This is a genomic window from Pseudarthrobacter arbutini (assembly GCF_054510915.1).
Genome location: NZ_JBTNDQ010000015.1, coordinates 110,803 through 136,852, shown reverse-complemented (window position 1 = coordinate 136,852; position 26,050 = coordinate 110,803). Strand labels below are relative to the sequence as shown.

Here is a 26,050-nt window from a genome sequence, read left to right as displayed (position 1 = left end):
TCAGGAGTCCTTTTCCCAGCGGAAGATCGCTCGCGTCCGGTCCGGCATCTTGTCCGGGAGGCCTGCGAGCAGGTAGTAGCCGGTGTGGACTCCGAAACCGAGGCCGGGCGCGGCCTTCTGGAACTCGAGCACACCGTTGGGGAGCTGCGGCGTGTAGAGCGGTAGTCGATTGTAGCTTTCCGCTTGCCACACGCCGGGGTCGCGGGGGTCGTTCGAGATGAGGAACTTTGAGATCTCGTTTCCGCGGGTGTCGAACTCCCGGAACTCGATGCCCTTCCACCACCAGGCCTGTGGGCCGTTCTCGATCACGAATTCGACAGTGCCGGCCGGGACGGCGTCGGGTTCGAACCGCACCGTGATGACGTCGTTCCCGACTGGCAGCGGGCCGGGGAACGAATCCCAGGTGACCTGTGGTTTCCCGGCGAAGAGGTTGCCGATCGCCTTGATCAGCGCGCCGCCTGGGTTGAGGATGGTGTTGACCAGCGGGTCGTTGGTGGGGCCGCCGAGCAGGACGTTCTTCGCCACGTCGACGGCGGTCGTGCTCTGGCTGACCGGGCTGCTAGCCGTGGTCGGGGGGCGGATCTCGCCTGGGGTGGCATCGATGGTGATCTGCGCGAGGTCGCGCACCTCCGCCATCAGGCGTTTGAGGTCGTCGAGGGTGTCAATCGACTGCGCCTCCGCGTCGAGGCGGGCGAAGGTCTTCAGCTTGACTGCTTCTTCGTAGAGCTTCTTGCCGCAGTCTTCGAGTTGCCCGTTGAAGATCTCGGTCCAGACGCCCTGGAACGCGATCTGCAGGTTGGTGAAGTCGTGGTAGCTGGTGACGTCGGCCGGGCCGGAGCGTAGCTCGAAGGTGCTCAGGCCTTCGCGCACCGTGCCCTGGTCGGCACGTGCGGGCACCTCGAAGACGGGGGCGGTCTCGGGGGTGCGCATCGCAGCCAGCAATTCCTTGATCTTGGCGAGCACCTCGGGCCGGTTGGGCTCGTCCTTCGTCGTCGTCTTCGTCGTCTTCGACGGCTCGGGTGCTGGTGGGTCCGCGGCCTCATCACCGGCTTGAGGCTCGGCTGGAGGGGCTGTGATCGCCGTGAGCAGCTCGTCGGCGCGGGCCGGCGCATGGGACGCTGACACCGGATCGGTCGGCGGCAGCGGCACCGACCCGCGCACCAGCTTGAGGAGCGCGTCCAGCGAGATGTGCCCTACCCTTTGGTCGTTCGCGTTGGTGGTGTCGATGAGCTTGAGCAGTTTGGGCGAAAGGTGCAGGCGCAAGCGGCCCGCGGTGGGCACAGCCCGCTGCTCTTGAAACGTTACATTCATCTGCTTGGTCAGCAGCTCGACAAGGTCGTCGCCGGGCGCAAGGTAGGAGGAGCCTTCCCGGTCAGCGGTGGAGATCCGGCTCGGGTAAAAGCCGGAAAACGCGGTCGCCGCCTTCCTCCGCAAGTCCAGAGACTGTGCGGTGACGTCAACCAGTCTGTCGCGCAGTGCTTCTCGAACAATGTCGTCGCTGTCGAATAGCTGCTGTACCGCGGCGCCGTACCGCCCCGCCGGCGCCTCGGCCGCCGGCGGGCCCAGTGCCACCGGTGCCGCCGGTGGCACCGCGCCCGCCGGCAAACCTTGACTTGCATGGTTCCACGTCAGCTGGTTGCCGTCGGAGCGGCCCAGGAACCAGTTGCCGTCACCGGGTAGTAGAACAGCACGTCGGTGCGGCCCTCGCCGGTGAAGTCCCCGGTCCAGAACATGTGTCCTTCCAGCAGGTTCCCGAACCCGTTGGTGTTGCCGGCGAAGTTCCACGTCAGCTGGTTGCCGTCGGAGCGGCCCAGGAACCAGTTGCCGTCACCGGGGTAGTAGAACAGCACGTCGGTGCGGCCCTCGCCGGTGAAGTCCCCGGTCCAGAACATGTGTCCTTCCAGCAGGTTCCCGAACCCGTTGGTGTTGCCGGCGAAGTTCCACGTCAGCTGGTTGCCGTCGGAGCGGCCCAGGAACCAGTTGCCGTCACCGGGGTAGTAGAACAGCACGTCGGTGCGGCCCTCGCCGGTGAAGTCCCCGGTCCAGAACATGTGTCCTTCCAGCAGGTTCCCGAACCCGTTGGTGTTGCCGATGGAATTCCACGACAGAGCTCCATTATTGAATAACCCTGTCCACCAATCCTTCGGACCAGCGTCAAATAACAGCAGAGAGTCGGCTGCGCCGCGGCGCTTCATATTCCACACATAGTCCCGACCAGCTAGAGGCGGAGGGAGACCGGTTGACGAGTTCATTTCGCATACCTCCTCCGTCACAGGACGCATGCCCTGCAAAGAATCAGTCACATGCACGACTTGGGGCCTGAACGCGATCCTAAAAGTAGTTCACGGTCCATTAAGAGTCCGCTGCCGTTACTCTTGCGTTACTACGCCCGCGGTTCAGGGCGATCACTGCCTGTCAGGATGGTGGGCAGGCCAATCGCCGAAACTGGCAGCGCAGGTCCACGACGCTCTCGTCGTCCGTTACGAGCGCCAGGGTCGCCAGATGCTCGACGACACCGTGAGGCGGCCCTGGCCTTAACAGCGACAGTTCCTCCCAGCGACGTCAGAGTCGACAGCTTCTTGACGAATGCCAGCAGGTGGGAGAACACGCCTTCAGCGACGGCCGCCGTGTTGCTCCCGGGCGTAATGACCACGGGGATGCCGCGGCGTTTCGCCCCCGCGACGTCCACGAGGTCGGTGCCGCGCCGGACCTGGCGATAACCTTCAGCGCGGGCATCCGGTCCAGGTGTTCACGGTCCACCCGGTACGCGGCTCGGACAATGGCGGCATCGGCCCGGGCAAGGTCATCCTCGGTGGGGTTGTGGATGATCTGCTGGTGCGGATCCTGTTCCGGTTCCACCAGCCCGGCCTAGACACTGAGCTTCGGAATCCATCAGGCGCATGCCCAGCGCGGCCTTGTGGCCGTCACTGAGAATCTTCAGTATGTTGCTCGGTGAGATGGACCAGCCGCTGCTGCACCGCCTCGGCCCGCTCCGGGCAAGACGCTTGAAATCGATCACGACAGCCGGATCACCTCAACCCATCGCAAATTCCTTTGATAATTGGTGAGCATGGCACCTCATCTTCCGATAGCCAACTCTGCCCAACTTGTTGCGGCTACGCTCGACCCGCGGCACGGAGGGCTTTCATCACGAAACGGTCCCAGTTTGCCTCTCCTACCAGTTCGTCGAAGTCGGGGCGAGGTGAGTGCTGAGTTATTTGATCCAAGAGTCTTTTCGCCAGGCTGCTGGCGGATGCAGCGTCAACGGGCAACGGCTGTACGTCAAACACAGCATCAGTCTCGCTGGCCCAGGTGTAGGCGCCGAGGATGCCGCGATCGATCGCCATGGCCCGGTATTGTGGCGGCGGAATCCGCGTCGCCGCACAGTGATACAGCCTCTGGGCATTCCTCTCGGCCTCCGGTATGTCGCCGGCAACGACGAGTGGTCGTCCCAGATAAAGACTAAACAGCGCCTCAGAAGCGGTCCCAGCGCTCGTGACACCGATAGCGATGGCGGCATCGCATAGGCAGGCCTCTACGAGGTTGCGCCGATGACGCCATCCAGGCGTCACGACCAAGGACCGCGGACCTCTCCACTGGGGTTTTGCCGCTTGACTCTCGTTGGCGACACCTATCCAAGACGCAGACCGCCCCTTTGACTCGACCTTACTGGCTGCCAGGATGGCTGCGTTCTTCACGGATCCTGTTTGGTCCACCTGCAGATCACCTCCGGTCATAAGTACCGCCCCCGCCTTGCTGATCTGTGCACCAATCAGCTTAGCTGCGGCCAACTCTTGGTCGTTCGGGGAGTTGCTTCCGAAGACCGCGATGACGCGGAGTGCTGGATCGATCGGCATGTCTATCTCCCCTAGCGGAGCGTGCTTATGCTGCAAGGTCACCGACGATATCGTCCAACGCCGAAGTCGACGATGTCCATACCCTCTCTCGCGTGCCGACGGTATGAGATCACCTATGAGCGAATCACAACGTCCGCCGCAACAGCCCCGTGACGCTTACGTGACGCTCCGGTGATGGATCGGGGGCGAGACTGGGTGCCATCCATAATGATCGGAGTGCTGCCATGGCAAACGCGACCGCCGATGTAACCGGCGCCACCCCGCTTTGCTTCACCATAACCGCTGGTGGTCAACAGGTTGTACCTCTGTCTGCTCTAGAGTTCAGGGGCTCAGTGGTGCAGATCAAGGCGATCTGGAAAGCCGCCTTCGACGCCGGAGAACAAGCAACTCTTCTCGCTCTTGCGAAAACCAAGGCGGCCGCCGGCGAACTCACGCCCCAGGCCAGCCTTCCACCGGCGCCCGCGCTGGCGCTCACCGCCGCTCATCCCGGCCCCGAGGGTAACGGCATCACGGTGACTGTGAAGACGGAGAAGGACAAACCGGCGCTGAGCGCCAAAATCAAACTGAGTGCCACGGAAGTCGACACCTGGGGGCAGTTGGTGGACGGCAATGCCGCCGCACACAAGGTTGGTGTCGACAAGCCCACGGGTGTAAAGGGCGATCCACCTGGCGCCACGGGACTGGTCGCCATCAAATCAGGGTCGGCAGCTGCGAGCAAGAAGCCACCCGTCGCATCCTTCGGAGTGATGGAGAAGAAAACCAGTGTCGACCTAAAGGACGAAGACAACGCGATCGTCTGCACACTGCTCCCCCGCGACGACTACGTCGGCAAGGGCGGGCTGAAGTACGAGGTAACGCCGGACGGCGCAACCTTCGCGATCACTGCGACGTACGACTCGAGCAAGGAGGCTGGCGCGCAGACCCCCGTGACGCTCCTCACGCTCGGAGACCTCGCCGATCCCGTCGCCTACCTCGTCTCCGCCGCTCCACCGCCGCGCGGTGGGGCGCTTCCGGCGGACTCGTCCGCGCACTTATCCGGCGGAGCCGCTGGTTTCGCGGCGGCCACCCTGCTCTACACGTGACCCAGGGGGGAATACTCGCATGCCCATCACACCCACCTATCCGGGTCTGTACGTCGAGGAGATCCTCAGCAACTCCCGCACCATCACGGCTGCACCCACGTCAGTGACGGTCTTCGTCGGGTACACGCATCCCTTCAAGACGAAGCCGCAGCACCACCGCGCCGCCGTGCAGATCTTCAGCTTCGCCGACTACGAGCGCGAGTTCGGCGGGCTGTTCAACGTCGGCTGGCTCGCGGACGACGTCGGCCGCGCCGTCTACCAGTTCTTCGCGAACGGCGGCGCGATCGCCTGGGTCGTCCCGCTGCTGCCGCAGTGGCATATCCTCGGCGGCGGACTTACGACGGATGTCGTGGCCCCGAGCCTGCAGGTCGGCACGGGCGCCAACGGCATCGTCTTCACGGGCCGGGAGCCGGTCGATGCGCAGCATCCGCTCTCGGTCTCGATCACGAACCTGCGCGCGAGCGATCCCGACGCGGCACCCCTCGTGCTCGACCTCGCCGACCTGACCCTTTCGTACGCGGGCCGGGCCGAGACGTTCCGGCGCGTGACGCTCAACCCGGCGCCCTTGGCGGGCGACGCGGAGAACACCCTCGAAGCACGCCTCGGCACCGCGACATCCCTTGTCTCGGGTCTCGTCACGGTCGCACCGACGGCGGCGTACCCGACGACGTGGCCCGCCGCGCTCGGCGCGACGCCGCTCGATACGAACCTGCCGGCAGCGCCGTTCACGTCGTTCAGCCCGGGCGATTTCACGCGTGCGTTCGAGCCCGAGGAAGCGCTCGACAAGATCCCGATCTTCAACCTGCTGCTGACCCCGGGCATCTGGGACCACGGCGTGACCTCGGCCGCGCTCGCGGTCGCCGAGCGCAAGCGGGCGTTCATGATCATGGACCCACCCGCCGACGCCGTCGCCGACAAGACCGGAGAGCCGCTGCCGATGATCGGCGCGATCATGAACGACGAGGTGCCGGGGCGAACGATCGCGAAGAGCCAGAACGGAGCGCTGTACTTCCCGTACCTCCGCACGTCGGACCCGTCGACGGGGGGGCCGCTGCTTGTGCCACCGTCGGGTTTCGTCGCCGGCGTCATCGCGCGACAGGACACCAACCGCGGCGTGTGGAAGGCGCCCGCGGGCTTCGAAGCGCTCGTGCAGAACGCGACGGGCGTCGCTCCGTCGGGGCGCATGACCGACCCTCGGCAGGGCACGCTCAACCCCCTCGGGGTGAACTGCCTGCGGACGTTCCCGGGCATCGGCACGGTCGTCTTCGGCGCGCGCACGCTCGTGTCGGCGAACCCGGCCTTCCAGCAGTACCGGTACGTGCCGGTGCGGCGCATGGCGCTCTTCCTCGAGCAGTCGCTCGTCGCAAGCCTCGGCTGGGTCGTCTTTGAGCCGAACGACACGCCCCTGTGGGTGTCGATCAAGACGACGATCGACAACTTCATGCTCGGCCTGTTCAACCAGCGCGCGTTCCAGGGCGCGACGCCGACGCAGGCGTTCGCTGTAACGTGCGACGCGACGACGACCACCCCCGACGATCAGGCCAACGGCATCGTCAACATCGTCGTCGCCTTCGCACCGGTGAAACCCGCCGAGTTCGTCATCATCAAGATCGCCCAGCTGGCCGGCCAGCCGCAGTCCTAAGGAGTCGTCATGCCCAAGCCGTTCAGCGTCAACGTCTCGCGGTTCGATCCGTACAAGAGCTATCGCTTCCTCGTGTACTTCGACACCTCGACCTCGCCCGTCGCGGGGGTCAGCAAGGTCAGCTCGCTCAAGCGCTCGCACGACGTCATCGAGTACAAGGAGGGGGGCAACGCGATCATCCGCAAGGGCATCGGCCGCGGCAAGTACGAGCCGATCACGTTCGAGCGCGGCGTCACGCACGACGACTCGTTCGAGCAGTGGGCCAACGCCGCGCAGGTGCTCGACAAGGGCGCGCCGTCGTCGTCACTCTCGAAGCTCCGCAAGGAGATCCGCATCGAGCTCCTCAACGAGCAGGGCCAGCCCGTGCACCGCTATCTCGTACACCGTGCGTGGGTCTCGGAGTTCCAGGCTCTCCCGGATCTGGATGCCGGCACCAACGCCGTCGCGATCGAGCACATCAAGCTCGAGAACGAGGGCTGGGAGCACGACCTGTCACTGGCCGAGCCCAAGGAGAACTGAGCGAGGCCATGCTCGCGCTCCCGATCTCCGGCGTCCAGGCGACGTGGCGTCCCGCGACCGGATGTGACGACATCGCCCTCGCCGACAGCGCCCTCGGACTCGAGGGCGCTGTCGAGTACGTCGGGAGCGCCGTCCGGTTCGACCCCTCGATCGGGGCGCACGACCTGCCGATCGGTGACGTCGATCTGCTCGTCGTCTGGGACCGCCGCCAGCGCCGCGGCGACACGATGGTCGCCGAGGGCCGTTGCGTGCGCTGCCTCGAACCCGTCGACGTGCGGTTCAGCCTCGCCGCCTACGCGGCCCACCACCGGCCGCGGCCGAGCCGCCGTGCCGAACCCGTCGGCGACGGGTGGTTCCGGCTGCGGAACGGCTCGGCCGAGTTCCTCGTGCCCACGGCCAGCGACGTGCTGGCGGTCGAAGCATCCCTCGATGCCCGGGCCGCCCTCCTCGCGCGATGCGTCCGCGGACCCGTGACCCCGGCGACGGTCCGCTCGATCGGGGCCGCAATGGCGCGGCTGGCCCCGACGTTGCATGCCGCCGTCGCGGGGACGTGCCCCGAGTGCGGCGGGGCGTTCGAACTCGAGGTCGACGCGCGCGAGTTGTGCATGGCCGAGCTCCGCCGCGATGCGATCACAGTCTACGACGACGTCAACCTGATCGCGACGGCCTACGGCTGGAGCCAGGATGACATCCTCGCCCTCCCCTCGGCACGCCGCCGTCGCTACGCCGGCACGATCGCCGGACGCCTCCCCGAGGCGCGCACGCGGGAGCTCGCCGATGCGTAGCTCACGCGGATACCTCGACGCGCTCGTCCGCTCGGCCCGCCCCGCCGCGCGGACGTCGGTGCATGCCGTGGCCCAGCCCGACTGGGGGCCGACGCACCTCGGAGAACCGTCGGACGAGCCCGAGGCGCTCGACGCCGTCCCCGTCACTTCAGCCCACCGCACTCGCCTCGCCTCTCTGCCCGTGACCGTGCCGCCGCAGGAGCAGTCGGCGGATGCCTCGCCCCCGTCGCCGCTCTCGGTCGCCGTGCCGCGGCATCCGGAACCACCCGCCGTGACGGTCGTGCGCGCCGAGCGGCCCACCGCTCCCGAGCCCGCCCCCATCTCGCGGATCGAGGAGCGCACGGTCCTGCGGGAGACGGATGCCCCGCCCCTGCCTGCGCCGACAGCGCCGACCCCGCCCGCGGCCCGGCCCGTCGAGCCCCCCACCGCGCGGACGACGCCGACCTGGGTGCCGACCTTCCCGGCCGGGACGGAGGTCTCGCTCAAGCGCCTCGAGCATCTCGCACGCCGGTTCCCGGCCGCACTGCCCGTCGTGTCGGAGCGGCCCGCGACCGAGGCGCAGCCCACGGCCCGCGACGAGGCGCCGGCGCCACGGGAGGCCCGGACCGAGCCGACGCCCGTCGTGCTCGCGCGGCCCGCCCCCATAGCCGCGCACGCCCCCGAGCCGGCCCGAGTCGAGATCGGCAGCATCGAGGTGTTCGTGACGCAGCCGCCCGTGCTCGCGCCGGTCGCGGCATCCGTCCCTCCGGCCCGCGTCGTCGCGGCACCCGCGGCACGGCCGGAGCGGCTCAGCCGACCCGCGCAGCCGTACGGCTTCGGGCAGGCGTGAGCCATGCGCGACCTCTCGATCGTCACCGACACCCTGCGGGACCTCCTGACCGACGCCGTCAGCACGAGCCCCGTCTTCGGCGGAGTGCCGCCGCCGTTCTCAGTCACGGTGTCGGGGCAGCATCCGCAGAACCCCGGCCTGTCGGACAGCGAGCTGAACGTCTACCTCTTCCATGTCGCACCGAACAAGCACTTGGCGAACAGCTTCTGGTCGCAGGCCGCGCAGCACGGCACGACTCCGCCCGTCGCCTCGGAGCCCCTCAGCCTCGACCTCTGGTACATGGTCTCGGCGAAGTCGAAGACGAGCTACGTGCACGAGCAGCAGATCCTCGGGATCGCGATGCAGGCCTTGCACGACAATGCCATCCTCGAGATCAACGCGCCGACGCCGCTGCCGGGCGCGATCACGCCGAGCCAGGCGACGGTGGTGCTCGAGGCGCCGAACTTCGATGAGCTCAGCCGGCTCTGGCAGGCGTTCGGCCTGCCCCTACGGACCACCGCGGAGTACCGCGTGAGCGTGGTGTTCCTGACACCCGACACGCTCCCCGCCGACGCGCCGAACCCCGAGGTCGTGAACCTCGTGGCGGCGCCCGGTTTCTCGCCGCTGCCCGCGCCCGCGCGGCTCTTCTCGACGCGCCGGACCCTGGTCTACACCGCGCCGGGGCCGATCGACGAGTCCGTGCAGCTCTCTCCCGCGACGACGGCCCCCGCGCCCGGACCCGCCGCGGCGGCGCAGCAAGTCGTGCTCGACGGCGCCGGCGTGCTGTCGGGAGACCACGTCGTGCTCGTGTCGTACCCCGGCGGCACGCGCACCGAGACCGACGTGACGGCGACGTGGGTTACGGCCGGCGATCCGCCCTTCAGGCTCACGCCGCCGACGGGCGGGGGTGCGCCGGTGCCCGGGCGGCACGAGGTCGTGCTGACGCGGCCGAGCGACCCGGGGTGGCAATCGAACGCGGTGCCCCTCAACGTCGCTTCGTGGATCGATCCCGCGGGCGGACCCCTCGTCACCGCCAACGCGCAAGGCCGGTTCAGCGTCACGGCGGGGAACGTGCCCTCGGCGGGCGTGCTGCTGCGGCTCGGAGCGACCGCCCTGACCCGCATCACGTCGGGCGCGCCCAAGCCCGGCCAGTGGCGGCTGCAGGGGTCGACGCTGACCTTCTCGGCACCGGCGGGCACGACGCCGGGCACGTACCTCGTGGGCCTGCGCGCCAACGACATCGAAGCCGATCCCGTCAAGTGGGCGGTGGTGACATGAGCGAGTGGCTCGGCGCCCTGCGCGACCTGGCCGCGGCCCGGGTCGCCGAGCAGCGCGAGCGGTGGAGCACCCACGGCGCCACGATCCACGCCGCCATCGACGACATCCTCGCGCCGCGCGCCGTCGAGCCCGTGCCCGAGGCGTCCGCCGTGCACGAGGCGATCGCGGTTGATCCGCACTGGGCCCGCCTCGTCGAGGCGCTCGGCCTCGACGCCTTCGAGGTCGAATGGCTCGCCGTCGTGAGCGCGTGCGAGCTCGACCCCCGGTTCCCGCGAGTGCTCGGTTACCTCGACGACACGGCCATGCCGGCCGCCGCGAGTCCCGCCGCCGCGGCACTCCTCTGGGGCTGGCCGCTGGGCGCGCAGCCCGGTCCCGCGTCGGCGGTGGCGCGCTGGGAGCTCGCGGTCCCTCAGGGCGAGTGGCAGTCGACGACGCCGTGGGCGATGGATGCCGAGATCGCGGCGTTCCTCACTGGCGCCGACTGGCTCGCGGTGCGGCGCGAGGCGCAGCCGATCGACCCCGGCGAATTCCAGTGCCTGCATCCCGCGCTCCTGGCCGAGATGATGGAGGCGCTCGTGGCGCTGGATGCGGCCGTCGTTGAGCTCGTCGGGCGGTCCGGGGCGGGACGGCGGACGCTGCTCGCGCAGCTCGCCGGGGAGATCGGCCGCCGACCCGTGCTCGTCACGGCGGGCAGCGGCATCCGGGGCCTGCGCGCGGCGCGACTCCTGGGCGGTGTCGCGGTCGTCGCGGCGGCGCTCGACGAGGCCGTCGCCATCGACGACGAGCGCCTCACCTTCGTCGCGTGCGAAGCGGCGCCGCGCAGCGACGGCCGGCTCGTGCGGCTGCGGTGGGACCTGCCGAGCCCGACGACGGCGCAGCGTCGGGAGCTGTGGGGCGCGGCATCCGTCCTCGATCCCCCCGCCGCGGTCAGCGACTGGGAGCTCACGCCGGCCGAGATCGAGACGGCGGCGCGCGCGGGGCGATCGGCGCCGCTCGTGCTCGCCGGTCGCGTGCGTCAAGGGTCGCTCTCGACGATGCAGCGCGTCCCCCTGCCGTACTCGTGGAGCGACCTCGTCGTCGCCGCCCACGTCGAGAGCGCCCTCGAGCGCCTCCTCGTCGAGGTGCGGCTTCGGTCGGACGTGCTCGACGAGTGGGAGTTCCGGCGCCTCGCACTCTCGAGCTCGGGCGTGACGGCGCTCTTCGCCGGTCCGAGCGGCACGGGCAAGACGATGGCGACGCAGGTGCTCGCACGGGAACTGGGCCTGGAGCTTTTCCGCGTCGACCTCGCGACGGTCGTGAGCAAGTACATCGGCGAGACCGAGAAGCAGCTCTCTGCGGTCTTCGACGAGGCCGAGCGCAGTCGCATCCTCTTGCTCTTCGACGAGGCCGACGCGCTCTTCGGGCAGCGCACCGCGGTGCGCGACGCGCACGACCGCTACGCCAACATCGAGATCGACTACCTCCTGCAGCGCCTCGACTCGTTCCGGGGGGTCGCGGTGCTTGCGACCAACCGCAAGAGCGACCTCGACCCCGCCTTCCTCCGGCGGCTGCGCACCGTCGTCGACTTCGTCGCCCCGGCGCACGCCGAACGGCTGCGGCTGTGGCGGTCGGCGCTGCCGAGTCACACGTCGCGTGGAGTGCCCGTCACCGACCACCTCGACCACGAGTGGCTCGCCACCCACCTCGACCTCACGGGCGCCGAGATCACGACGATCGCGCTCGGAGCGGCCTTCGACGCGCGGCAGGCGGGGCGCCTCATTACCCTCGACACTGTGGTCGCGGCATCCCGTCGGGAGCTCGGCAAGCGCGGCGCCGTCCTGCGGGTCGCCGTGCCCTCCGACGGGACGGTGGTGGCGTCGTGAGGATCGACCGCCTGACCCTGCACACCGGTCCCCTGAGCGACGCGGAGGCCCACGAGCTTGCGCGCCTCCTCGCCGAGGACATCGCCGGGATGGCGTTGCCTCCCGCCGGCACCGTGCGGGTCGAGGTCGCGCAGCCCGGCACCGGCGGCCTGGCGACCCTGCGCGAGGCCGTCGCCCGGGCCATCGAGGCGGCGATCACGGGAGCGGAGACGAAGACCGAGGCCTCGAGCCGCTCCGCCGGGTCCGGCACTCCGAGATCGAGCGCGCCCGCCATGACGGGTGGCCGACCATGAGCGGCTTCTACCTGCGGGGCGCGATCGTCGAGTTCATGCCGACGCCGCTCATCCCGATCCCGAACATCATCGTCTTCCAGTACAACCCCGAGACGATGTCGCACGCGTGGACGCAGCCCGAAGCGCCCAGGGCCGGTCCCAACCAGACGACCACCAATCCGCTCGCGGTCGAGGGGAACCCCGGCGAATCGTTCAGCTTCACGCTGTCGCTCGACGCGGCGGACTCGATCGCCGAAGGAGGGGCTTCCGGCGGGCTCGCGACGATCAGCGGCGTCGCCTCGCGGCTCGCGGCCCTCGAGATGCTGCTCTTCCCGTCGTCCGACACCGAGAGCGGCCTGCTCGGCACCGTCACGTCGCTCATCGGAGGGGGCGGCGGAGACAGCGTCAAGCGAAAGGTGCCGGCATCCACCATCAACACCTGCCTCTTCGTCTGGGGTCCTGGGCGCATCGTGCCCGTGCGCGTGACGGCGCTCACCGTCACAGAGCGGCTCTACGACACGATCCTCAATCCTGTGAAGGCCGAGGTGCAGATCACCCTGCGGGTGCTCACCGACGAGGAGCTCAAGCACAACGCCGACACCCTCAAGACCCTCGCGAAGGCGGCCAACACTTACACCCACGGCCTGCGCCAGGCGCTCGCCGTCGCCAACCTCGTCAACTCCGCCGACTCCGTGCTCGGCATGCTCCCGATCTGAGGCCGCGATGTTCACGTCAGACAGCCGCTACGCCGACGCCGGCACCTACCAGGTGACGCTCGCTGACGGGACGGTCGTGACCGTCACGAAGGCGGCACGACCTGCCGCGACGCGGCTCGTCGGCTGGCACCGGCGCGCCGACGGCGAGCGCCTCGACGTCATCGCCCACCAGTACACGCGCGACGCGACACGGGCATGGCTCCTGTGCGACGCGAACGACGCGATGTCGCCCGACGCGCTCGCGACGCACGACCTCATCGGCATCCCCGGACTGGGGAGGTGACATGTCGGAGTACCAGGTGCTCTTCGAGGGCACACCCGTCGACAAGGACTTCTACGAGCAGATCAGCCGTCTCGAGGTCGAGGAGAACGCTGACCTCCCCGGGGCGATCTCGCTGACGCTGCCCGTCGGGGTCAAGGACGAAGAGCTCACGTGGGTGAGCGACGCCAAGCTGCGCCCCTACGCCAACATCGCGGTCGTGGCGACGGCTCCGGATGCCGCGGACGAGTGCATCTTTGACGGCTACGTGCTGACGCACAAGGTGCACCTCCCGAGCGGCACGGCCGGTGCGAACGTCGAGGTCTGGGGTCAGGACGCGACGGTGCTCATGGGCATGACGGAGCACGTGAAGGTGTGGTCGGGGATGACCGAGGCCGATGTCGCGGAGCAGATCTTCTCGACCTACGGCATCGTCGCGGCATCCGCCAACGGCAAGGAGCCCGGCCCGACGCACAGCGACGACGACCACGCCCTCGTGCAGCGCGACTCGGACGCCGACTTCCTCCGCCGCCTCGCGCGCCGCACGGGCCGGTGGTTCCGCGTGACGGCCGGCGACATGGCCGGCGTGCGGTCGGGGTGGTTCGCCGCTCCCGACCTCGACGCCGACTCGGTCGTGACGATCGGCGTGACGGATCCGGCGACCTCCGCCGTGCCGGTGCTCGATTTCTCATGGGATGCCTCGCGCCCCACGTCCGTCGAGACGCGCCAGGTGAGCCTCGCGGACAACGACAAGACGGGGGTCAGCGCCGCGACGAGCGACTCGGGCCTGTCGCCGCTCGACGCCCGCACACTCGCCGACTTCGCGGGGAAGGAGCGCACGGTGCTCCTCACGGCCGCCGCCGACACGACCGAGCTTCCCGACCGCAGCGCGGGCCTCCTGCGGGAGTCGAACTGGTTCGTGCGCTGCGAGGGCACCACCGAAGTCAACGTCCTGAAGCGGGTTCTCCGCGTCGGTCAGGTCGTCACAGTGGAGGGCTGCGGGTCGCTCCTCTCTGGCAAGTACCTCGTGTGGAGCGTGCGCCACACCTTCTCGACCCAGGCCCACATGATGGCGTTCGCCCTCGTGAGCAACACCGTCGGACCGGAGGCGTGATGACCGATCCACTCCTCTACGAGCTCGCCGACCAGCTGCGGCACCGCTACTACGGCAAGTACCGCGGCATCGTCGAGGAGGTCGATGCGACCAAGATGCGCGTCAAGGCGACGGTGCCGGCCGTGCTCGCCGAGACGCCGGCCTGGGCGACGCCCTGCGTGCCGTTCGCGGGGAAGGGCGAGGGCTTCGCGTTCCTCCCCGCGGTCGGCTCGGGCGTCTGGATCGAGTTCGAGGGCGGCGACGTGCACTACCCGATCTGGACGGGATGCTTCTGGTTCGAGGACGAGATCCCCGAAGACGCGGGCGAGCAGGTGCGGGTCATCGCGACGGCGGGCGGCCTCAAGATCGTGTTCGACGACGACGCGGGCGAGCTGCGCATCGAAGACGCCAACGGCGCGAGCATCGTCTTCGACTCGTCGGGCGTCACGACGAAGCGGGACTCGTCATCCGTCGCCGTCACCTCCTCGAGCGTGTCGGTCAACGACGGCGCCCTGGAGGTGACGTGATGGGCACGTTCCTGGCCGCGTCCGCGAGCCTCCTCTGCCCCCACGGCGGCAAGGTCATGCCCGTGCCCGGCACAACGCAAGTGCGCATGGGCGGGGAGCCCGTCGTGCTCGCCGGCGACAGCTTCCCGATCGGCGGCTGCGTCTTCAACGTCGCCGGGTCGCCGCATCCCTGCCTCACGGTCGAGTGGATCGTGACGGCCCAGCGCTCCACGATGGTGCAGGATCAGCCGCTCACGACCGACAGCGTCGGGCTCTGCAGGGCCGGCGACAAGGCCGTGCAGGGTCCCGTGCAGATCGTCGGCACGCAGACGGCGGTGAGCGGACTGTGATCCGGCACGACTACGCCCACCCGCTGCGCGTCGACGCGGCATCCCATCAGATCGCCCGCACGGACTACGCGCACCACGTGAGCCAGCTGGTCAAGCAGCTGCTGCTCACGAGCCCCGGCGAGCGCGTGTGCCTGCCGGAATTCGGCTGCGGATTGCGCCGACTCATCTTCGCGCCGCAGTCCGACGCGCTCGCGGCGACGGTGCGCATCCAGGTGCAGCAGTCGATCGACCGCTGGCTCGCCGACCAGGTCGAGCTCATCGACGTCGAGGTCGTGTCGGGCGCCTCGACACCCGCGAGCGGTCTCGACGAGGGCGCGATGCTCATCACGGTGTCGTACTCGCTCGTCGAGGCGCGCACGCCCGACAGCGTCACGGTGAAGGTGGGCTGACATGTCCGACCGCCTCGCCGACCTCGTCGCCTCGACGGCGCTCAACGGGATCGACTTCGTCGAGATCGCCAACCCCGCGCAGACGCTCCTGCGCCTCCACTTCCTCAACACCGTGACGGTCGAGGGTACGCTCGCCGCAACCAACCCCGTGCGCATCAAGGGTGGTGAGAGCGTCGCGTCGGTTCCCCTGCTGCCGATCGCGGCGGCCGATTGGACGACGGATGACGCGGGCCGCCCCGTGCTGACGCTCCGCACGCCCTTCCCCGGTGACTTCTCGCACTACCGTCTCTCGATCGCGAGCTCGGCGCTCGACCCCTTCTACGCCGGCATCCTCTTCACCTTCAAGGCCGGATGCCCCTCGACGCTCGACTGCGCCGACGAGGAGGAGTGCGAGCCCGATGACACGCCATCCCCTCCAATCGACTATCTCGCCAAGGACTTCACGAGCTTCCGCACGGCCCTTCTCGACTACGCCGCATCGGCCTACCCCCAGTGGGTGGAGCGCGACGAGCCCGACGTAGGCATGATGCTCGTCGAGCTCCTCAGTGCGGCCGGCGACGACCTCTCGTACCTGCAGGACCGGATCACGGGCGAGTCGGCGCTCGCGACGGCGACGCAGCAGGTGTCGGCAGTGCGCCACGCGCGGCTCGTCGACTACGAGCCGACGCCCGCGACCTCGGCAGAGGCCCTCGTGCAGATCGACGTCGGATTTCCGGCGCTGGCCCGCGGCCTGACGGTCGGGGCGGGGCTGCCGGATGGGACGACCCTGCCGTTCGAGCTCGGCGGGCCCCTCCTCGACCCCGGCTCGGGAGCGTTGCGGACCGACCCCCTGCCGGTGGATCCGCGGTGGAACCGCTCCGACCACACGGGCCCGCAGCCGGTCGCGCGCATCCTGCCCTACTGGTGGGACGACGCCCTGGTGTGCCTCCCTGCCGGCTCGACCGAGATGTGGGTGAAGGGCCAGGCCTTCGGCTTCCCCGTCGGCGATCCGAAGGAGGGCATCGTCGGGCTCGCGCTCCTCATCGACACCGCGGCTCCGACGGCGGCGGACCCGCCCGTCCGGGAGGTCGTGCACCTGACGGGCGCCGTGTTGGAGTCCGACCCCCTGTACAACGAGAAGCTGACGCATCTGACCTGGGACGCGAGCGAGGCCCTCGCCTTCGAGCACGCCCTCGACCGCACCGTGCTCGCAGGCAACCTCGTGCCCGCCGTGGAGGGCCTGCGCTTCAGCGAGCAGTTCGTCATCGACCCCGACCCGGCGGGTCCCGTCGCGCCCCTCGCGGCCGTCGTCCGCAGCGGACCGGATGCGGGCTGCGACGACGCGACTCCGCAGTACCTCCACACGCTCGCCTCCGGGATGCTCGCGTGGGTGCGCGAGGGCGACGTCCGGCTCCCCGAGATCGCCGTCGTGGAACTGCCCGAGACCTCCGGCGACACCGCGACGGTCTGGCGGTGGCGCCGCACGCTCCTCGACGCCGACCTGTTCGAGCAGGCCTACACGGTCGACCCCGTCGTCTACCGCGACATCCGCCGGTCGCCGCGCGACCTGCCCTGGTTCGAGTACGACGGGGACGCGGGCGACTCGGTGCGCTTCGGCGACGGTGTCTTCGGCGAGCTGCCGCCGACGGGTGCACGCTTCGAGCTCACGTACCGCACGACGGCGGGTGCGACGGGGAACGTCGCGGCCGACGCCATCACGATTGTCGGCGACGATCTCGACGACATCGTGCTCTCGGCGACGAACGCGTTCCCCGCGACGGGCGGCGAGGATCGCGAGTCGATCGCGCACATCCGCGACAACGCGCCGTACGCCTTCCGTACCCGTCAGTTCCGCGCCGTGCGCGCCGAGGACTACACGGCGACGGCGAAGGAACTGCCGTGGGTGCTCGACGCGGGCACGAAGGTCCGCTGGACCGGCAGTTGGCTCAGCGTCTTCACGACCGCGCAGCCCCCGACGGGTGAGGCGCCCAGCATCCAGGAGACCGGCGAGCTCATCGAACTGCTCGACCGGCGGCGGCTCGCCGGGTACGACGTCCACACGCCCGCCCCCCGGTACGTCGGCCTCGACCTCGTCGTGACGGTCTGCGCCCTCCCCGGTGCGCGCCGCGGCGAGGTCGAAGAAGCCGTCCTCGACGAACTCGGCACAGGCAGGACGTGCGATGGCCGCCTGGGCTTCTTCGCCCCCGGTCGGCTGCTCTTCGGCGCACCGCTCGAACGCAGCGAGCTCGAGGCATCCATCCAGCGCGCGGCCGGCGTCGACGGCGTCGTCGCGGTGCGTTACCGCCGCCGCGGCTACGTGTCCTGGTACGTCCCACTGCCGGAGGTCGTCGCGGTGAGCGCCGACGAGATCCTCCGCGCCGACAACGACCCCAACCGGCCGGATCGCGGCTCGATCCGCGTCGTCGTGAAGGGGGTGGCGTGATGACGTGCGGCTGCGGGTGCGGATGCGAGACGGGATGCGGCGTCAAGCCGAGCCGCTTCCCCATCTCGAACCCCGCCGGCGCGGAGCGCCTCGCGTACCGGATCGGCACCTTCCCGACCTTCCGGCGAGCCCTGCTCGAGCAGCTCGACGGCGAGCGCGAGCTCGTCAACTGGAAGCCGAGCGCCGGCGACGACCTCGGCCTCGCGGTGCTCGACGCGTGGGCGTACGTCGCCGACGTCCTCGCCTTCTACAACGAGCGCTACGCCAACGAGCACTACCTGCGCACGGCTGTGCTCCCCGAGAGCGTCGCGGGCCTCGTCGGACTGCTCGGCTACCGGCCGCGCCCCGCGATCGCCGCGACCGGCCGGCTGGCCGTCATCGCCTCCGGCCCGGGGCCCCTGGTCGTGCCGAAAGGCCTCGCGATCGCGAGCAAGGCGAGCCCCGGCATCCCCTCGCAGACGTTCGAGGTCGACGAGGAGGCGCGCTTCGACCGCCCGACGAGCGTGCCGGCTCGGCCCGCGGGAGGGACGGATGCTCCGCCTCTCGCCGGTCCCCCGCCGTCGGCGCCCCCCGGCACCGCCGAAGTGCCCGCGCAGCCGCGGCTCGTCGCGCGCGGCGGCGTGCTGCTCAAGGGCATGCAGGCCCTCAAGACCGGCGAGCGGCTGCTGCTCACGACGAAAACGTGGGGATCAGCGGATGCCCCGGCCGTCGTCGTGAAGGTGACGGGCACGGCCGTCGAAGCCGACGCGCATGGACGCAAGAACACGCGGGTTCTCCTCGAGGGCACGGTCGGCCTGCCGTCGAATGCGGCCTCGGCCGACTACCGTCTGCTGCGCGCGACGCGCACGGGCCACCTGACGACGCTACCGGCAGGGGCGGCCGCAGTCGCCGCGGGCACGCTAACGCTCGACGCGCCGGCGCGGCACCTCGCGGCGGGCGATCCGCTGCTCGTCGAGCTTCCGGGCGCAGGGGTCGGCGGAAGCCCCGGAACGAACTTCGACGTCGTGCGGCTCACGGACTACGCCGAAGTCCTCTGGTACGCCAACGCCCTCGCCGCGTCGCCGACGGTCCCCCCGACGGGCGACACCCCCGGCATCCCCTTGCAGGTCGCGAATCTCACGGTGCAGCCGCATTCGGGCGTGGGCCTCACCTCGCGCTATGGCTCGCAGCCCGCGAAGGTCGTCGTGCAGAGCGGCTGGCGCGAGGTGGGGACGCTCCTCGACACGCCCGTCCGGGTGCTGAACGCCCTGCCCTCGTCGGTGACTCTCGCGGCGCCGCCGGCCGCGGCGGCGGGGGTCGCGGTCACCGCCGTCGTCGAGGACGCCAACGGTGTCGGCGCCGAGGTGCAGGCGGTGCACGTCGCGGGCACGAGCCGCGTCGCCCTGTCCGGCGGCGCGTCGGCCCTCGAGCCGCCGCTGCGCCTCCTGTGGGACCTCATCGATGTGAGCCGCGGCACGACGGTGCGGGACGAGCAGCTGGGACGGGGGGATGCCTCGGCCCCTTGCCAAGACTTCGCTCTGGCCAAGTCGCCCGTGACGTTCCGCGCCGACTTCCCGGGCCGGTCGGGCGACGGCTACTCCTCGACGATCGAACTCGTCGTCGACGGCCGCCGCTGGACCGAGGTGCCGAGCCTTTACGGTCGCCGGCGGAGCGACGAGGTCTTCGCGACGTGGAACGACGACGAGGGCAAGACGCACGTCCGCACGGGCGACGGCCTCGCGGGACGGCGGCTTCCCACCGGATCGCTCGTGACGGCGACGTATCGCGTCGGGGCGGGCGCCGCCGTGCCGCCCTCCGGGGCCCTCACGCAGCTGCTCTCGTCGCCGCCGAACCTGAGGTCGGTGCGCAACCCCGTGCCCCCGGGCGGTGGATCGGACGCGCAGCCCGCCGAGGAGATCCGCGACCTCGCCCCCCGCTCGGTGCTGACCTTCGGCCGCGCCATCTCGGGCGGCGACTACGCCGCCTGCGCCGCGGCCGCGCCCGGCGTCGTGCGCGCGACGACGGTGTGGGCGTTCGACGCGAAGGAGCAGCGGCCGACCGTCAGCGTCTACGTGGGCGACGACGCTGCCGCCGTCGACTCCGCGCGTGCCGCGCTCCGCGCACAGGGCGACCCCAACCGCCCGCTCACCGTACTCCCTGCTGTCCAGGTGCCGGCCGCCCTGCGCGTCGTGCTGACGGTCGATCCCCAGTACGTCATCGCACCCGTCGTCGACGCGGCCCGGCAGGCGGTGCTCGATGAGCTCTTCGCTCCCGGTATCCTCGCCCTCGGCGAGCCGCTCTACCGCAGCGGGCTCGAGCGCGTCCTGACGGACGTGCCCGGCGTGCTCGCGAGCCGTCAGCTGAGGTTCTACTGGATTCGCAGCGGCCTGCACATCTCCGTCGGCCCCCGGTTCGACCCCGGCGACGGCGGCTTCTTCCACGTGCTGCCGAAGCTCGTGCTGCTCACGGGGGAGGTGGCGCAGTGACGGTTCAGGATGCCTACGAGCAGCGCTACGCGGCGAAGCTCTGGTCGCTCGTCCCCGAGCACCACCGCGCCGCAGACAGCGAGACGATCGACGTCCCCGGGCCGCTGCGTGAGCTGCTGGCGCGGATCGGCTGGTCGATGGCCGACGTGCGCCGTAGCATCGACCGGCTGTGGGAGGACCAGTCGGTCGAGACGTCCGACAGCTGGGTCATCCCGTACCTCGCCGATCTCCTCGCGACGCGGCTCGTTCCGGCGATGGACGCGCGAGGGCAGCGGCTCGACGTCTTCCGCACGATCACCTACCGCCGCGCGAAGGGGACGGTGCAGCTGCTCGAGCGGCTCGCCAACGACGTCACGGGCTACGATGCCCGCGTCATCGAGTTCTTCCACTCGCTCGCCCGCTCCCGTCACGGCCTCGATCCGGCGATCGGATGGCCCGCCGACTCGCCCGACCCCGTCCGCGCCAGGCGCCTGCAGCACGCCGAGCGGCTCACCGGCGTCCGCACGGGAACGCCCGCGGGTGGCTGGGCCGACCTCCGCGACCCCCTCGGCGGGACACTCGCGCACTCGGCGTTCGATGAGTTCCACCACTCTCTCGACGTGCGTATCGGCCGAGGAGACCTCGGCTGGTACGGCATCCCCAAAATCGGGTTCTTCCTGTGGCGCACCGAGGTCATGCGTGTCGACCGGGCGACGCCCGTGCCGGTCGCGGCCTGCCCCGGCCATTACGCGTTCGACCCGACGGGCCGCAAGATTCCGCTCTTCCTTGCGTCGCGGCGCGGTGCCAACGACTACGGCGAGGCGTGGCTGCCCGTGCCGCTGTGGCAGCTGCCGACGCCCCTCACCGAGCCGCTGTGGGACGCCATCCTCAACCCCGACGATCCCTTCCAGCCGGAGGCCGCCGACACCTGGCCCGTGAGCCTCTCCGTCACCCCGACGGGGGCCGGCGCCCCGCTCGACGTCGCCGACGTGCGTGTCTGGCCCGAGGTCGGTCGGTTCCAGGTGCTGCCGGGCGGCCCTGCCGAGGTCGAGGTCGGGTACCAGCACGGCCTCTTCTCACGCATCGGCGCAGGCCCGTACGACCGGCGGCGACCCGGCATCCGTCAGTCCGTCGATCCCTCCCCGCGCACCCGGATCGACGGCGGGTCGGCCGTCGCACTGCCCGGCGCGATCGGGAGCCTGTCGGGCACCGGCACGGTCATCGTCCGCGACGGCCGGACCCTGACCGCGACGGCGGATGTGCCCGCCATCCGCGACGTCGTCATCCGCGCGGAGGACGGCGATCGCACCGTCGTGCGGGCGGCGGGCGGTGCGGAGTGGGTCTTCACCGGCGACGGGGGAACCCTGCGGCTCGAAGGTCTTCTCGTGAGCGGCACGGACATCGTGCTGCGCGGTGATTTCACCGACGTCGTGGTGTCGTGCTGCACGCTCGATCCGGGCGGGTCGGGAGCCCTCCACACGCCGGCCGCCGTCTGGGACGAGGCGGTCGACGGCCGGGAGCTCAGGCCGACGACGCTGTGGATAGAGGGAACGATCGACACTCTCACGGTCGACCGGTCGATCACGGGCCCGATCCGCACCCGCACGGCAGGGCTCGTCGACGAAGTCGTCATCACCGACTCGGTCGTGCAGGGACTGCCCGCCGAGCTGCCGGGCGACCTCGACGGCCTGCGCGATGCGGACTCGATCGTGAGCGCCCTCCGCTTCCAGCGGGAGCCCTTGGGGAGGTGGCTCGCGGGGCAGCTGGATGCCGCCACGACAGCCGCCGTCGCGGCGCACGACGAGAACACGTCCGTCGCTGCAGCGACCGCCGCGCTCGTCGCGACCGCTCTTCAAGCCACCGTCGACGGACCCCTCGTCTGGGACGCTTCGAGGTTCGCGCAGCGGCTGCTCAGCGCCTCGACCCTCGCGGCCGTGGCCTCGCCTCCGGCCGATGCCGCCGGCATCCGTTCCCTCAATCGGCTGCTGATCGCGGAGGGGTTCCCGCTCGCGCTCGCCGATGCGGCACTCGCCCTGGAGGCGGGCGTGGTACGGCTCGAGCGCAGCACGATCCTGGGCCGCGGCTACGCCCACCGGCTGGAATGCAGCGAGTCGATCCTCGACGACGTCGTGCTCGTCCGCGACACGCAGGACGGCTGCGTACGCTTCTCGGCGTGGGCGAGCGGCAGCCACCTGCCGCGGCGATACGAATCCGTCGAGCTCGCCCCCGGTGCACCCGTCATGGTGAGCCGCCGGTACGGCGAGTGGGGCTACGCCCAACTCTCGGACGGCGCGGACTCCGCGATCCTGAGCGGCGACACCAGCGCGGCTCCGACGCTCCTGAGCGGCAGCGGGAACCGCTCCGAAATGGGCGTCTTCTGCCGCGACTTCGCGAGCATCAAGGACCGCTCGCTCCTCATCAAGGCGCAGGAGTACCTGCCGGTCGGCCTCGCGCCGGTGCTCATCCATCTGCCCGGGGCCGATCCCGTCGGCGAACTGACGAGAGGGAGACCATGGCCACCGATGTAGCGCGCCTTTCCTTCGATCCCGCACGGCTCTACCGGGGCGTCGTCCCGCAGCAGGGCCGCGTGAGCCTCGAGGCGGAGGCCAACGAGCAGCGCACGATCGACACCGAGGAGCAGCGCGCCGAGGTGATCGACATCGTCGGTCCGACCGGCACCCCCGACGACGGGTACGCCGTCAGCGCGGGCACCGGCTTCGAGCTCACGATCGGCCCCGGGACGATGTACGTCGGCGGCTGGCGGGTCGAGCTCAACGAGAAGATCGGCGACTACCACCAGCCTGACTGGCTCGACCGCGGACGGGGATGGCGGGAGTCGGGCCGCGAGCACGTCCTGCTCGTCGTCCAGGAGACCGACGTCACTGCCGTGGAGGATCCCGCCCTCTACGAGGTGGCGCTCGGCGGGCCCGACGGCGCCGCCCGCACGCGACTGCTGCAGCGCATCGTGCGGACGGAGACGGATGCCTCGACCTGCGCCGATGCCATGGCGCAGGACCGGAAGCGGTGGCTCAAGCTGGGTCTGCGGCACGACCCCGAGACGGCGGCGCTGCTCTCGGACTCACGCCTGCTCGTCACATGGGAGGCCGACCCGGCCCCCGCGAGCCCGTGCGAGCCGACGAGCACCGGCGGGTACCTGGGCGCCGAGAACCAGACGCTGCGCGTGCAGCTCACGCGCATCGCGCAGGACGGTCGCTTCGACATCGTGTGGGGCTACGACGACGCGTCGTTCCTCTACCGCGTGACGCCCGACGAGAGCGCCAACCCGGTGCTGACGCTCGACCGCTCGCCCGTCGACGACTTCCACCGTCCGCGAGCGGGACAGCCGGTGCAGGCGCTCCGCGCGACGGCGCAGCTCGCGGGCACCGACGGCGGGGTCGAGGGCTATGTCGCGGCTCTCGCGGGCGAGGTCGGCGTCCTGACGACGCCGTACGATCCCGACCTCAAGACCGTGACCTTCCCCGCGCCGCTGCCGGCGGCCTACACCGACACCGACGAGACACCGCAGCTCTACCTCCGCGTGTGGGACGAGCAGATCACGGATGCCGAGCCCGGCCAGCCGATCACGCTCGGCTCGACGGGGGTCCAGGTCACGATCACGGCCGACGCCGGCGGCAACCTCCACGTCGACGACTTCTGGTGCATCGCCGTGCGCCCCTCGACTCCGACGGCCGTCTACCCCGCGCGGTTCCTCCGCACCCCGCAGCCGCCCAACGGACCTCGGCAGTGGGTCGCGCCGCTCGCGGTCATCGCGTGGCATGGCCGGAGCGAGCTCGACGTCCTCGAGGACTGCCGCAACCCCTTCCAGCCGCTCACCGAGCTGGACGGCTCCGGGTGCTGCACGATCGAGGTCCGCCCGTCGCACGCCGCCGACGGCACGCTGCAGGCGCGCATCGACCGGGCCGTCGCGGGTCGCACCGTCGACGAGCGCGGCGACCGCGTGCTCGTCTGCTTCACTCCGGGGCGGTACGAGCTGCAGCGTCCCATCGTTCTCACGAACCGGCACTCCAACCTGACGCTGCGCAACTGCAACGAGAGCGCTGTCCTCACCGTCCGGGAAGGACGCGAGGAGCCGTTCGGGCACGGGATGGTGATCCTCGTCGACGCCGACAACGTCACGATCAGCGGCCTGGAGTTCGAGATGCCGCAGATCCCCGCAGTGCTCGCCCGGGTGAGCGGAACGACGGGAGGGATGCTCGACCGCGAGGCCGTCCGGGGCATCAACGCCGATCAGGCCAACCGCTGGGTGTCGATCGGCATACGGGCGATCAACTGCGCCGTGCTGGCCGTGCGCGACTGCCTCTTCCGCTTCACCGTCGGACCGCAGCAGACCGACCGGGAGGATGCCCAGACGATGCCGCGCAACGTCTTCGGCGTCGGCGTCTTCGCCGCGGGCGGGGCATGGGGCTTCGAGCTGACCGACAACCGCTTCCTGCACGACCCGATCGTGCCGGTCGTCGACGATGGGCCATTCCACCTGCTCGTGGGCTACCTCCTGACACAGACCGCCCTGAGCCGCAGGCAGTCGAGCGTGAACCTCGGCGCGTCGCGATTGCCCGGCATCCTCGACGACGCCCTCATCTCGAGGAACGAGTTCCGCGGACTGTCGGTCGCCATCGCGGTCGCCGCCGACATCGGCGACCTGCGCGTGTGGGACAACGTCGTGCGCGACTGCTACGGCGGGCTGTGGCTGCTCGACGCAGGCGCGCTCGTGGCCGACAGTCGACGGCTCGAGGCGGCGGGAGGCCTCTCGCAGGCCGTCGCGCCGACGACCGATGTCGTGCTCATCCGCGTCCTCGTGCTCGCGATGGTCTATCCGCTCCCCTCGTTCGCCAGCACGCCGTCGCGCGGCATCGTCAGCGCGACCGGTGCGACGCTGACACGCCTGCGTGAGGCATCTGTCGCCCGCGACCGGCTCATCAGCGAGCGGTTCGCCGCCCGCATCGCAGAGGAGCAGCCGGATGCCGCAGCCTTCGCCCGGGCGCAGCGCCCGGTGTCACCACAGCTCCTCGCCGCGTGGCAGGGCCTCGCGGGGCTCAACCGCCTCGACCCGAAGCTCACGGCGCGGGCGGCGGCGGGGGACGCCCCGTCGGCGTCGATCGCCGTCCAGCGGAACAGCATCGACTGCGGCACCGCCGACGACGGCGCGACCGGGTACGCGCTCCTTCTCATCTCGGCTCCCGCCGAGGCGGGCGGCGCCTCGGTGACGGCGACGGGCAACAGGTTCGCGAGTCCCCAGACGCTCATCGTCGCGGCCGTGAGCGGCGCGGGCGCGGCGAGCGTGACGGGCAACATCGTCGCGGGCAGAGGCGAGCGCGCCTTCACGCTCGTGGTGATCGCAACGACTTCGGCGGCCATCACGGGCAACGTCGTCGTGGGAAGGGCGGTGCTGCCCCCGCGCACACTGCCCGCACCGCTGGATTCGTGGCTGCCGTTCAACGAGATCACGTTCTAAGGCCATCTTCCGATGCCATCTGGACTCGCCGGGCGCGCGGGGCCGCCGGGTGCCGACGGCGGGCCATCCCGCGCGTTCGCGGCGGCCCGTGCTCCGCTCACGCCACGAGCGCCGGCGCGTGGCGTGGGCTCCGAACGTGCCTACGCCGAACCCGCATCGGCCCGCACGCCAGCGGTGAACCCTCGGACAGGGCGAACGGCGGCCGTCCAGGGATCTCAGAGCTCACGATCGACCGCCGCCGCGGCCCCGGCGTGGAGCGCTCGTCCGTCGCTCACCCCAACGACCCGCCCTCG

Annotated in this window: 22 protein-coding genes; 18 read left to right on the top strand and 4 right to left on the bottom strand. The window is 70.4% G+C overall.

The annotated features are described in order from the left end of the window. The 4 genes from ACX80V_RS17145 to ACX80V_RS17130 all read right to left on the bottom strand — a co-directional run bounded on the left by ACX80V_RS17145 (position 1) and on the right by ACX80V_RS17130 (position 3,857). Positions 1 to 1,572: a hypothetical protein gene (locus tag ACX80V_RS17145; RefSeq protein WP_485844148.1), complete on the bottom strand. Its 1,572-nt coding sequence runs from the start codon at positions 1,570 to 1,572 to the stop codon at positions 1 to 3. Positions 1,573 to 1,628: 56 nt separating this feature from the next. Further along, complete coding sequence (locus tag ACX80V_RS17140) at positions 1,629 to 2,051, bottom strand: FG-GAP repeat domain-containing protein (RefSeq protein WP_485844147.1); 423 nt, start codon at positions 2,049 to 2,051, stop codon at positions 1,629 to 1,631. Between the two features lie 332 nt (positions 2,052 to 2,383). Next, on the bottom strand, positions 2,384 to 2,689 hold the full coding sequence (locus ACX80V_RS17135) for a hypothetical protein (RefSeq protein WP_485844146.1): 306 nt from the start codon (positions 2,687 to 2,689) through the stop codon (positions 2,384 to 2,386). A gap of 427 nt (positions 2,690 to 3,116) precedes the next feature. Then, a complete protein-coding gene (locus ACX80V_RS17130) occupies positions 3,117 to 3,857 on the bottom strand; it encodes an SLOG cluster 4 domain-containing protein (protein WP_485844145.1) in 741 nt (246 codons plus the stop codon). 224 nt (positions 3,858 to 4,081) lie between these two features. Between ACX80V_RS17130 and ACX80V_RS17125 the strand changes: the two genes are divergently transcribed. The 18 genes from ACX80V_RS17125 to ACX80V_RS17040 are packed head-to-tail and all read left to right on the top strand — an operon-like array spanning position 4,082 to position 25,757. After that, positions 4,082 to 4,939 (top strand): hypothetical protein, encoded by an 858-nt coding sequence (locus ACX80V_RS17125; protein WP_485844144.1) that lies wholly within the window; start codon positions 4,082 to 4,084, stop codon positions 4,937 to 4,939. A gap of 19 nt (positions 4,940 to 4,958) precedes the next feature. Then, positions 4,959 to 6,581 carry a phage tail sheath family protein gene (locus ACX80V_RS17120; RefSeq protein ID WP_485844143.1) on the top strand — a complete coding sequence of 541 codons (1,623 nt, stop codon included), beginning with the start codon at positions 4,959 to 4,961 and terminating at the stop codon, positions 6,579 to 6,581. Between the two features lie 9 nt (positions 6,582 to 6,590). Further along, positions 6,591 to 7,100 (top strand): phage tail protein, encoded by a 510-nt coding sequence (locus tag ACX80V_RS17115; protein ID WP_485844142.1) that lies wholly within the window; start codon positions 6,591 to 6,593, stop codon positions 7,098 to 7,100. A gap of 8 nt (positions 7,101 to 7,108) precedes the next feature. Continuing rightward, entirely contained in the window at positions 7,109 to 7,885 is a 777-nt protein-coding gene (locus ACX80V_RS17110; protein ID WP_485844141.1) for a hypothetical protein, read from the top strand. Beyond that, the gene (locus ACX80V_RS17105; RefSeq protein ID WP_485844140.1) at positions 7,878 to 8,714 is read left to right on the top strand and encodes a hypothetical protein; all 837 of its coding nucleotides are present in this window, start codon (positions 7,878 to 7,880) and stop codon (positions 8,712 to 8,714) included. The genes ACX80V_RS17110 and ACX80V_RS17105 overlap by 8 nt, the downstream gene beginning before the upstream one ends. Positions 8,715 to 8,717: 3 nt before the next feature. Continuing rightward, complete coding sequence (locus tag ACX80V_RS17100; protein ID WP_485844139.1) at positions 8,718 to 9,971, top strand: Pvc16 family protein; 1,254 nt, start codon at positions 8,718 to 8,720, stop codon at positions 9,969 to 9,971. Then, a complete protein-coding gene (locus ACX80V_RS17095) occupies positions 9,968 to 11,833 on the top strand; it encodes an ATP-binding protein (protein ID WP_485844138.1) in 1,866 nt (621 codons plus the stop codon). Before ACX80V_RS17100 ends, ACX80V_RS17095 begins: the two co-directional genes overlap by 4 nt. After that, positions 11,830 to 12,126 (top strand): hypothetical protein, encoded by a 297-nt coding sequence (locus ACX80V_RS17090; RefSeq protein ID WP_485844137.1) that lies wholly within the window; start codon positions 11,830 to 11,832, stop codon positions 12,124 to 12,126. Before ACX80V_RS17095 ends, ACX80V_RS17090 begins: the two co-directional genes overlap by 4 nt. Beyond that, complete coding sequence (locus tag ACX80V_RS17085) at positions 12,123 to 12,821, top strand: hypothetical protein (RefSeq protein WP_485844136.1); 699 nt, start codon at positions 12,123 to 12,125, stop codon at positions 12,819 to 12,821. The genes ACX80V_RS17090 and ACX80V_RS17085 overlap by 4 nt, the downstream gene beginning before the upstream one ends. Before the next feature lie 7 nt (positions 12,822 to 12,828). Continuing rightward, positions 12,829 to 13,104, top strand: coding sequence for a hypothetical protein (locus tag ACX80V_RS17080; RefSeq protein ID WP_485844135.1), 276 nt, complete (start codon positions 12,829 to 12,831; stop codon positions 13,102 to 13,104). A 1-nt stretch (position 13,105) separates the two neighbouring features. After that, entirely contained in the window at positions 13,106 to 14,194 is a 1,089-nt protein-coding gene (locus ACX80V_RS17075) for a phage late control D family protein (RefSeq protein WP_485844134.1), read from the top strand. After that, positions 14,194 to 14,700, top strand: coding sequence for a phage baseplate assembly protein V (locus ACX80V_RS17070; RefSeq protein WP_485844133.1), 507 nt, complete (start codon positions 14,194 to 14,196; stop codon positions 14,698 to 14,700). Before ACX80V_RS17075 ends, ACX80V_RS17070 begins: the two co-directional genes overlap by 1 nt. After that, positions 14,700 to 15,029: a hypothetical protein gene (locus ACX80V_RS17065; protein WP_485844132.1), complete on the top strand. Its 330-nt coding sequence runs from the start codon at positions 14,700 to 14,702 to the stop codon at positions 15,027 to 15,029. Before ACX80V_RS17070 ends, ACX80V_RS17065 begins: the two co-directional genes overlap by 1 nt. Next, positions 15,026 to 15,418 (top strand): GPW/gp25 family protein, encoded by a 393-nt coding sequence (locus ACX80V_RS17060; RefSeq protein WP_485844131.1) that lies wholly within the window; start codon positions 15,026 to 15,028, stop codon positions 15,416 to 15,418. The genes ACX80V_RS17065 and ACX80V_RS17060 overlap by 4 nt, the downstream gene beginning before the upstream one ends. A gap of 1 nt (position 15,419) precedes the next feature. Continuing rightward, positions 15,420 to 17,840: a baseplate J/gp47 family protein gene (locus ACX80V_RS17055; protein WP_485844130.1), complete on the top strand. Its 2,421-nt coding sequence runs from the start codon at positions 15,420 to 15,422 to the stop codon at positions 17,838 to 17,840. After that, positions 17,840 to 20,305: a baseplate J/gp47 family protein gene (locus tag ACX80V_RS17050; protein WP_498049674.1), complete on the top strand. Its 2,466-nt coding sequence runs from the start codon at positions 17,840 to 17,842 to the stop codon at positions 20,303 to 20,305. Before ACX80V_RS17055 ends, ACX80V_RS17050 begins: the two co-directional genes overlap by 1 nt. Continuing rightward, positions 20,302 to 22,812: a hypothetical protein gene (locus ACX80V_RS17045; RefSeq protein ID WP_485844128.1), complete on the top strand. Its 2,511-nt coding sequence runs from the start codon at positions 20,302 to 20,304 to the stop codon at positions 22,810 to 22,812. Before ACX80V_RS17050 ends, ACX80V_RS17045 begins: the two co-directional genes overlap by 4 nt. Continuing rightward, on the top strand, positions 22,797 to 25,757 hold the full coding sequence (locus ACX80V_RS17040; RefSeq protein WP_485844127.1) for a DUF6519 domain-containing protein: 2,961 nt from the start codon (positions 22,797 to 22,799) through the stop codon (positions 25,755 to 25,757). The genes ACX80V_RS17045 and ACX80V_RS17040 overlap by 16 nt, the downstream gene beginning before the upstream one ends. The last annotated feature ends 293 nt before the right edge of the window (positions 25,758 to 26,050 follow it).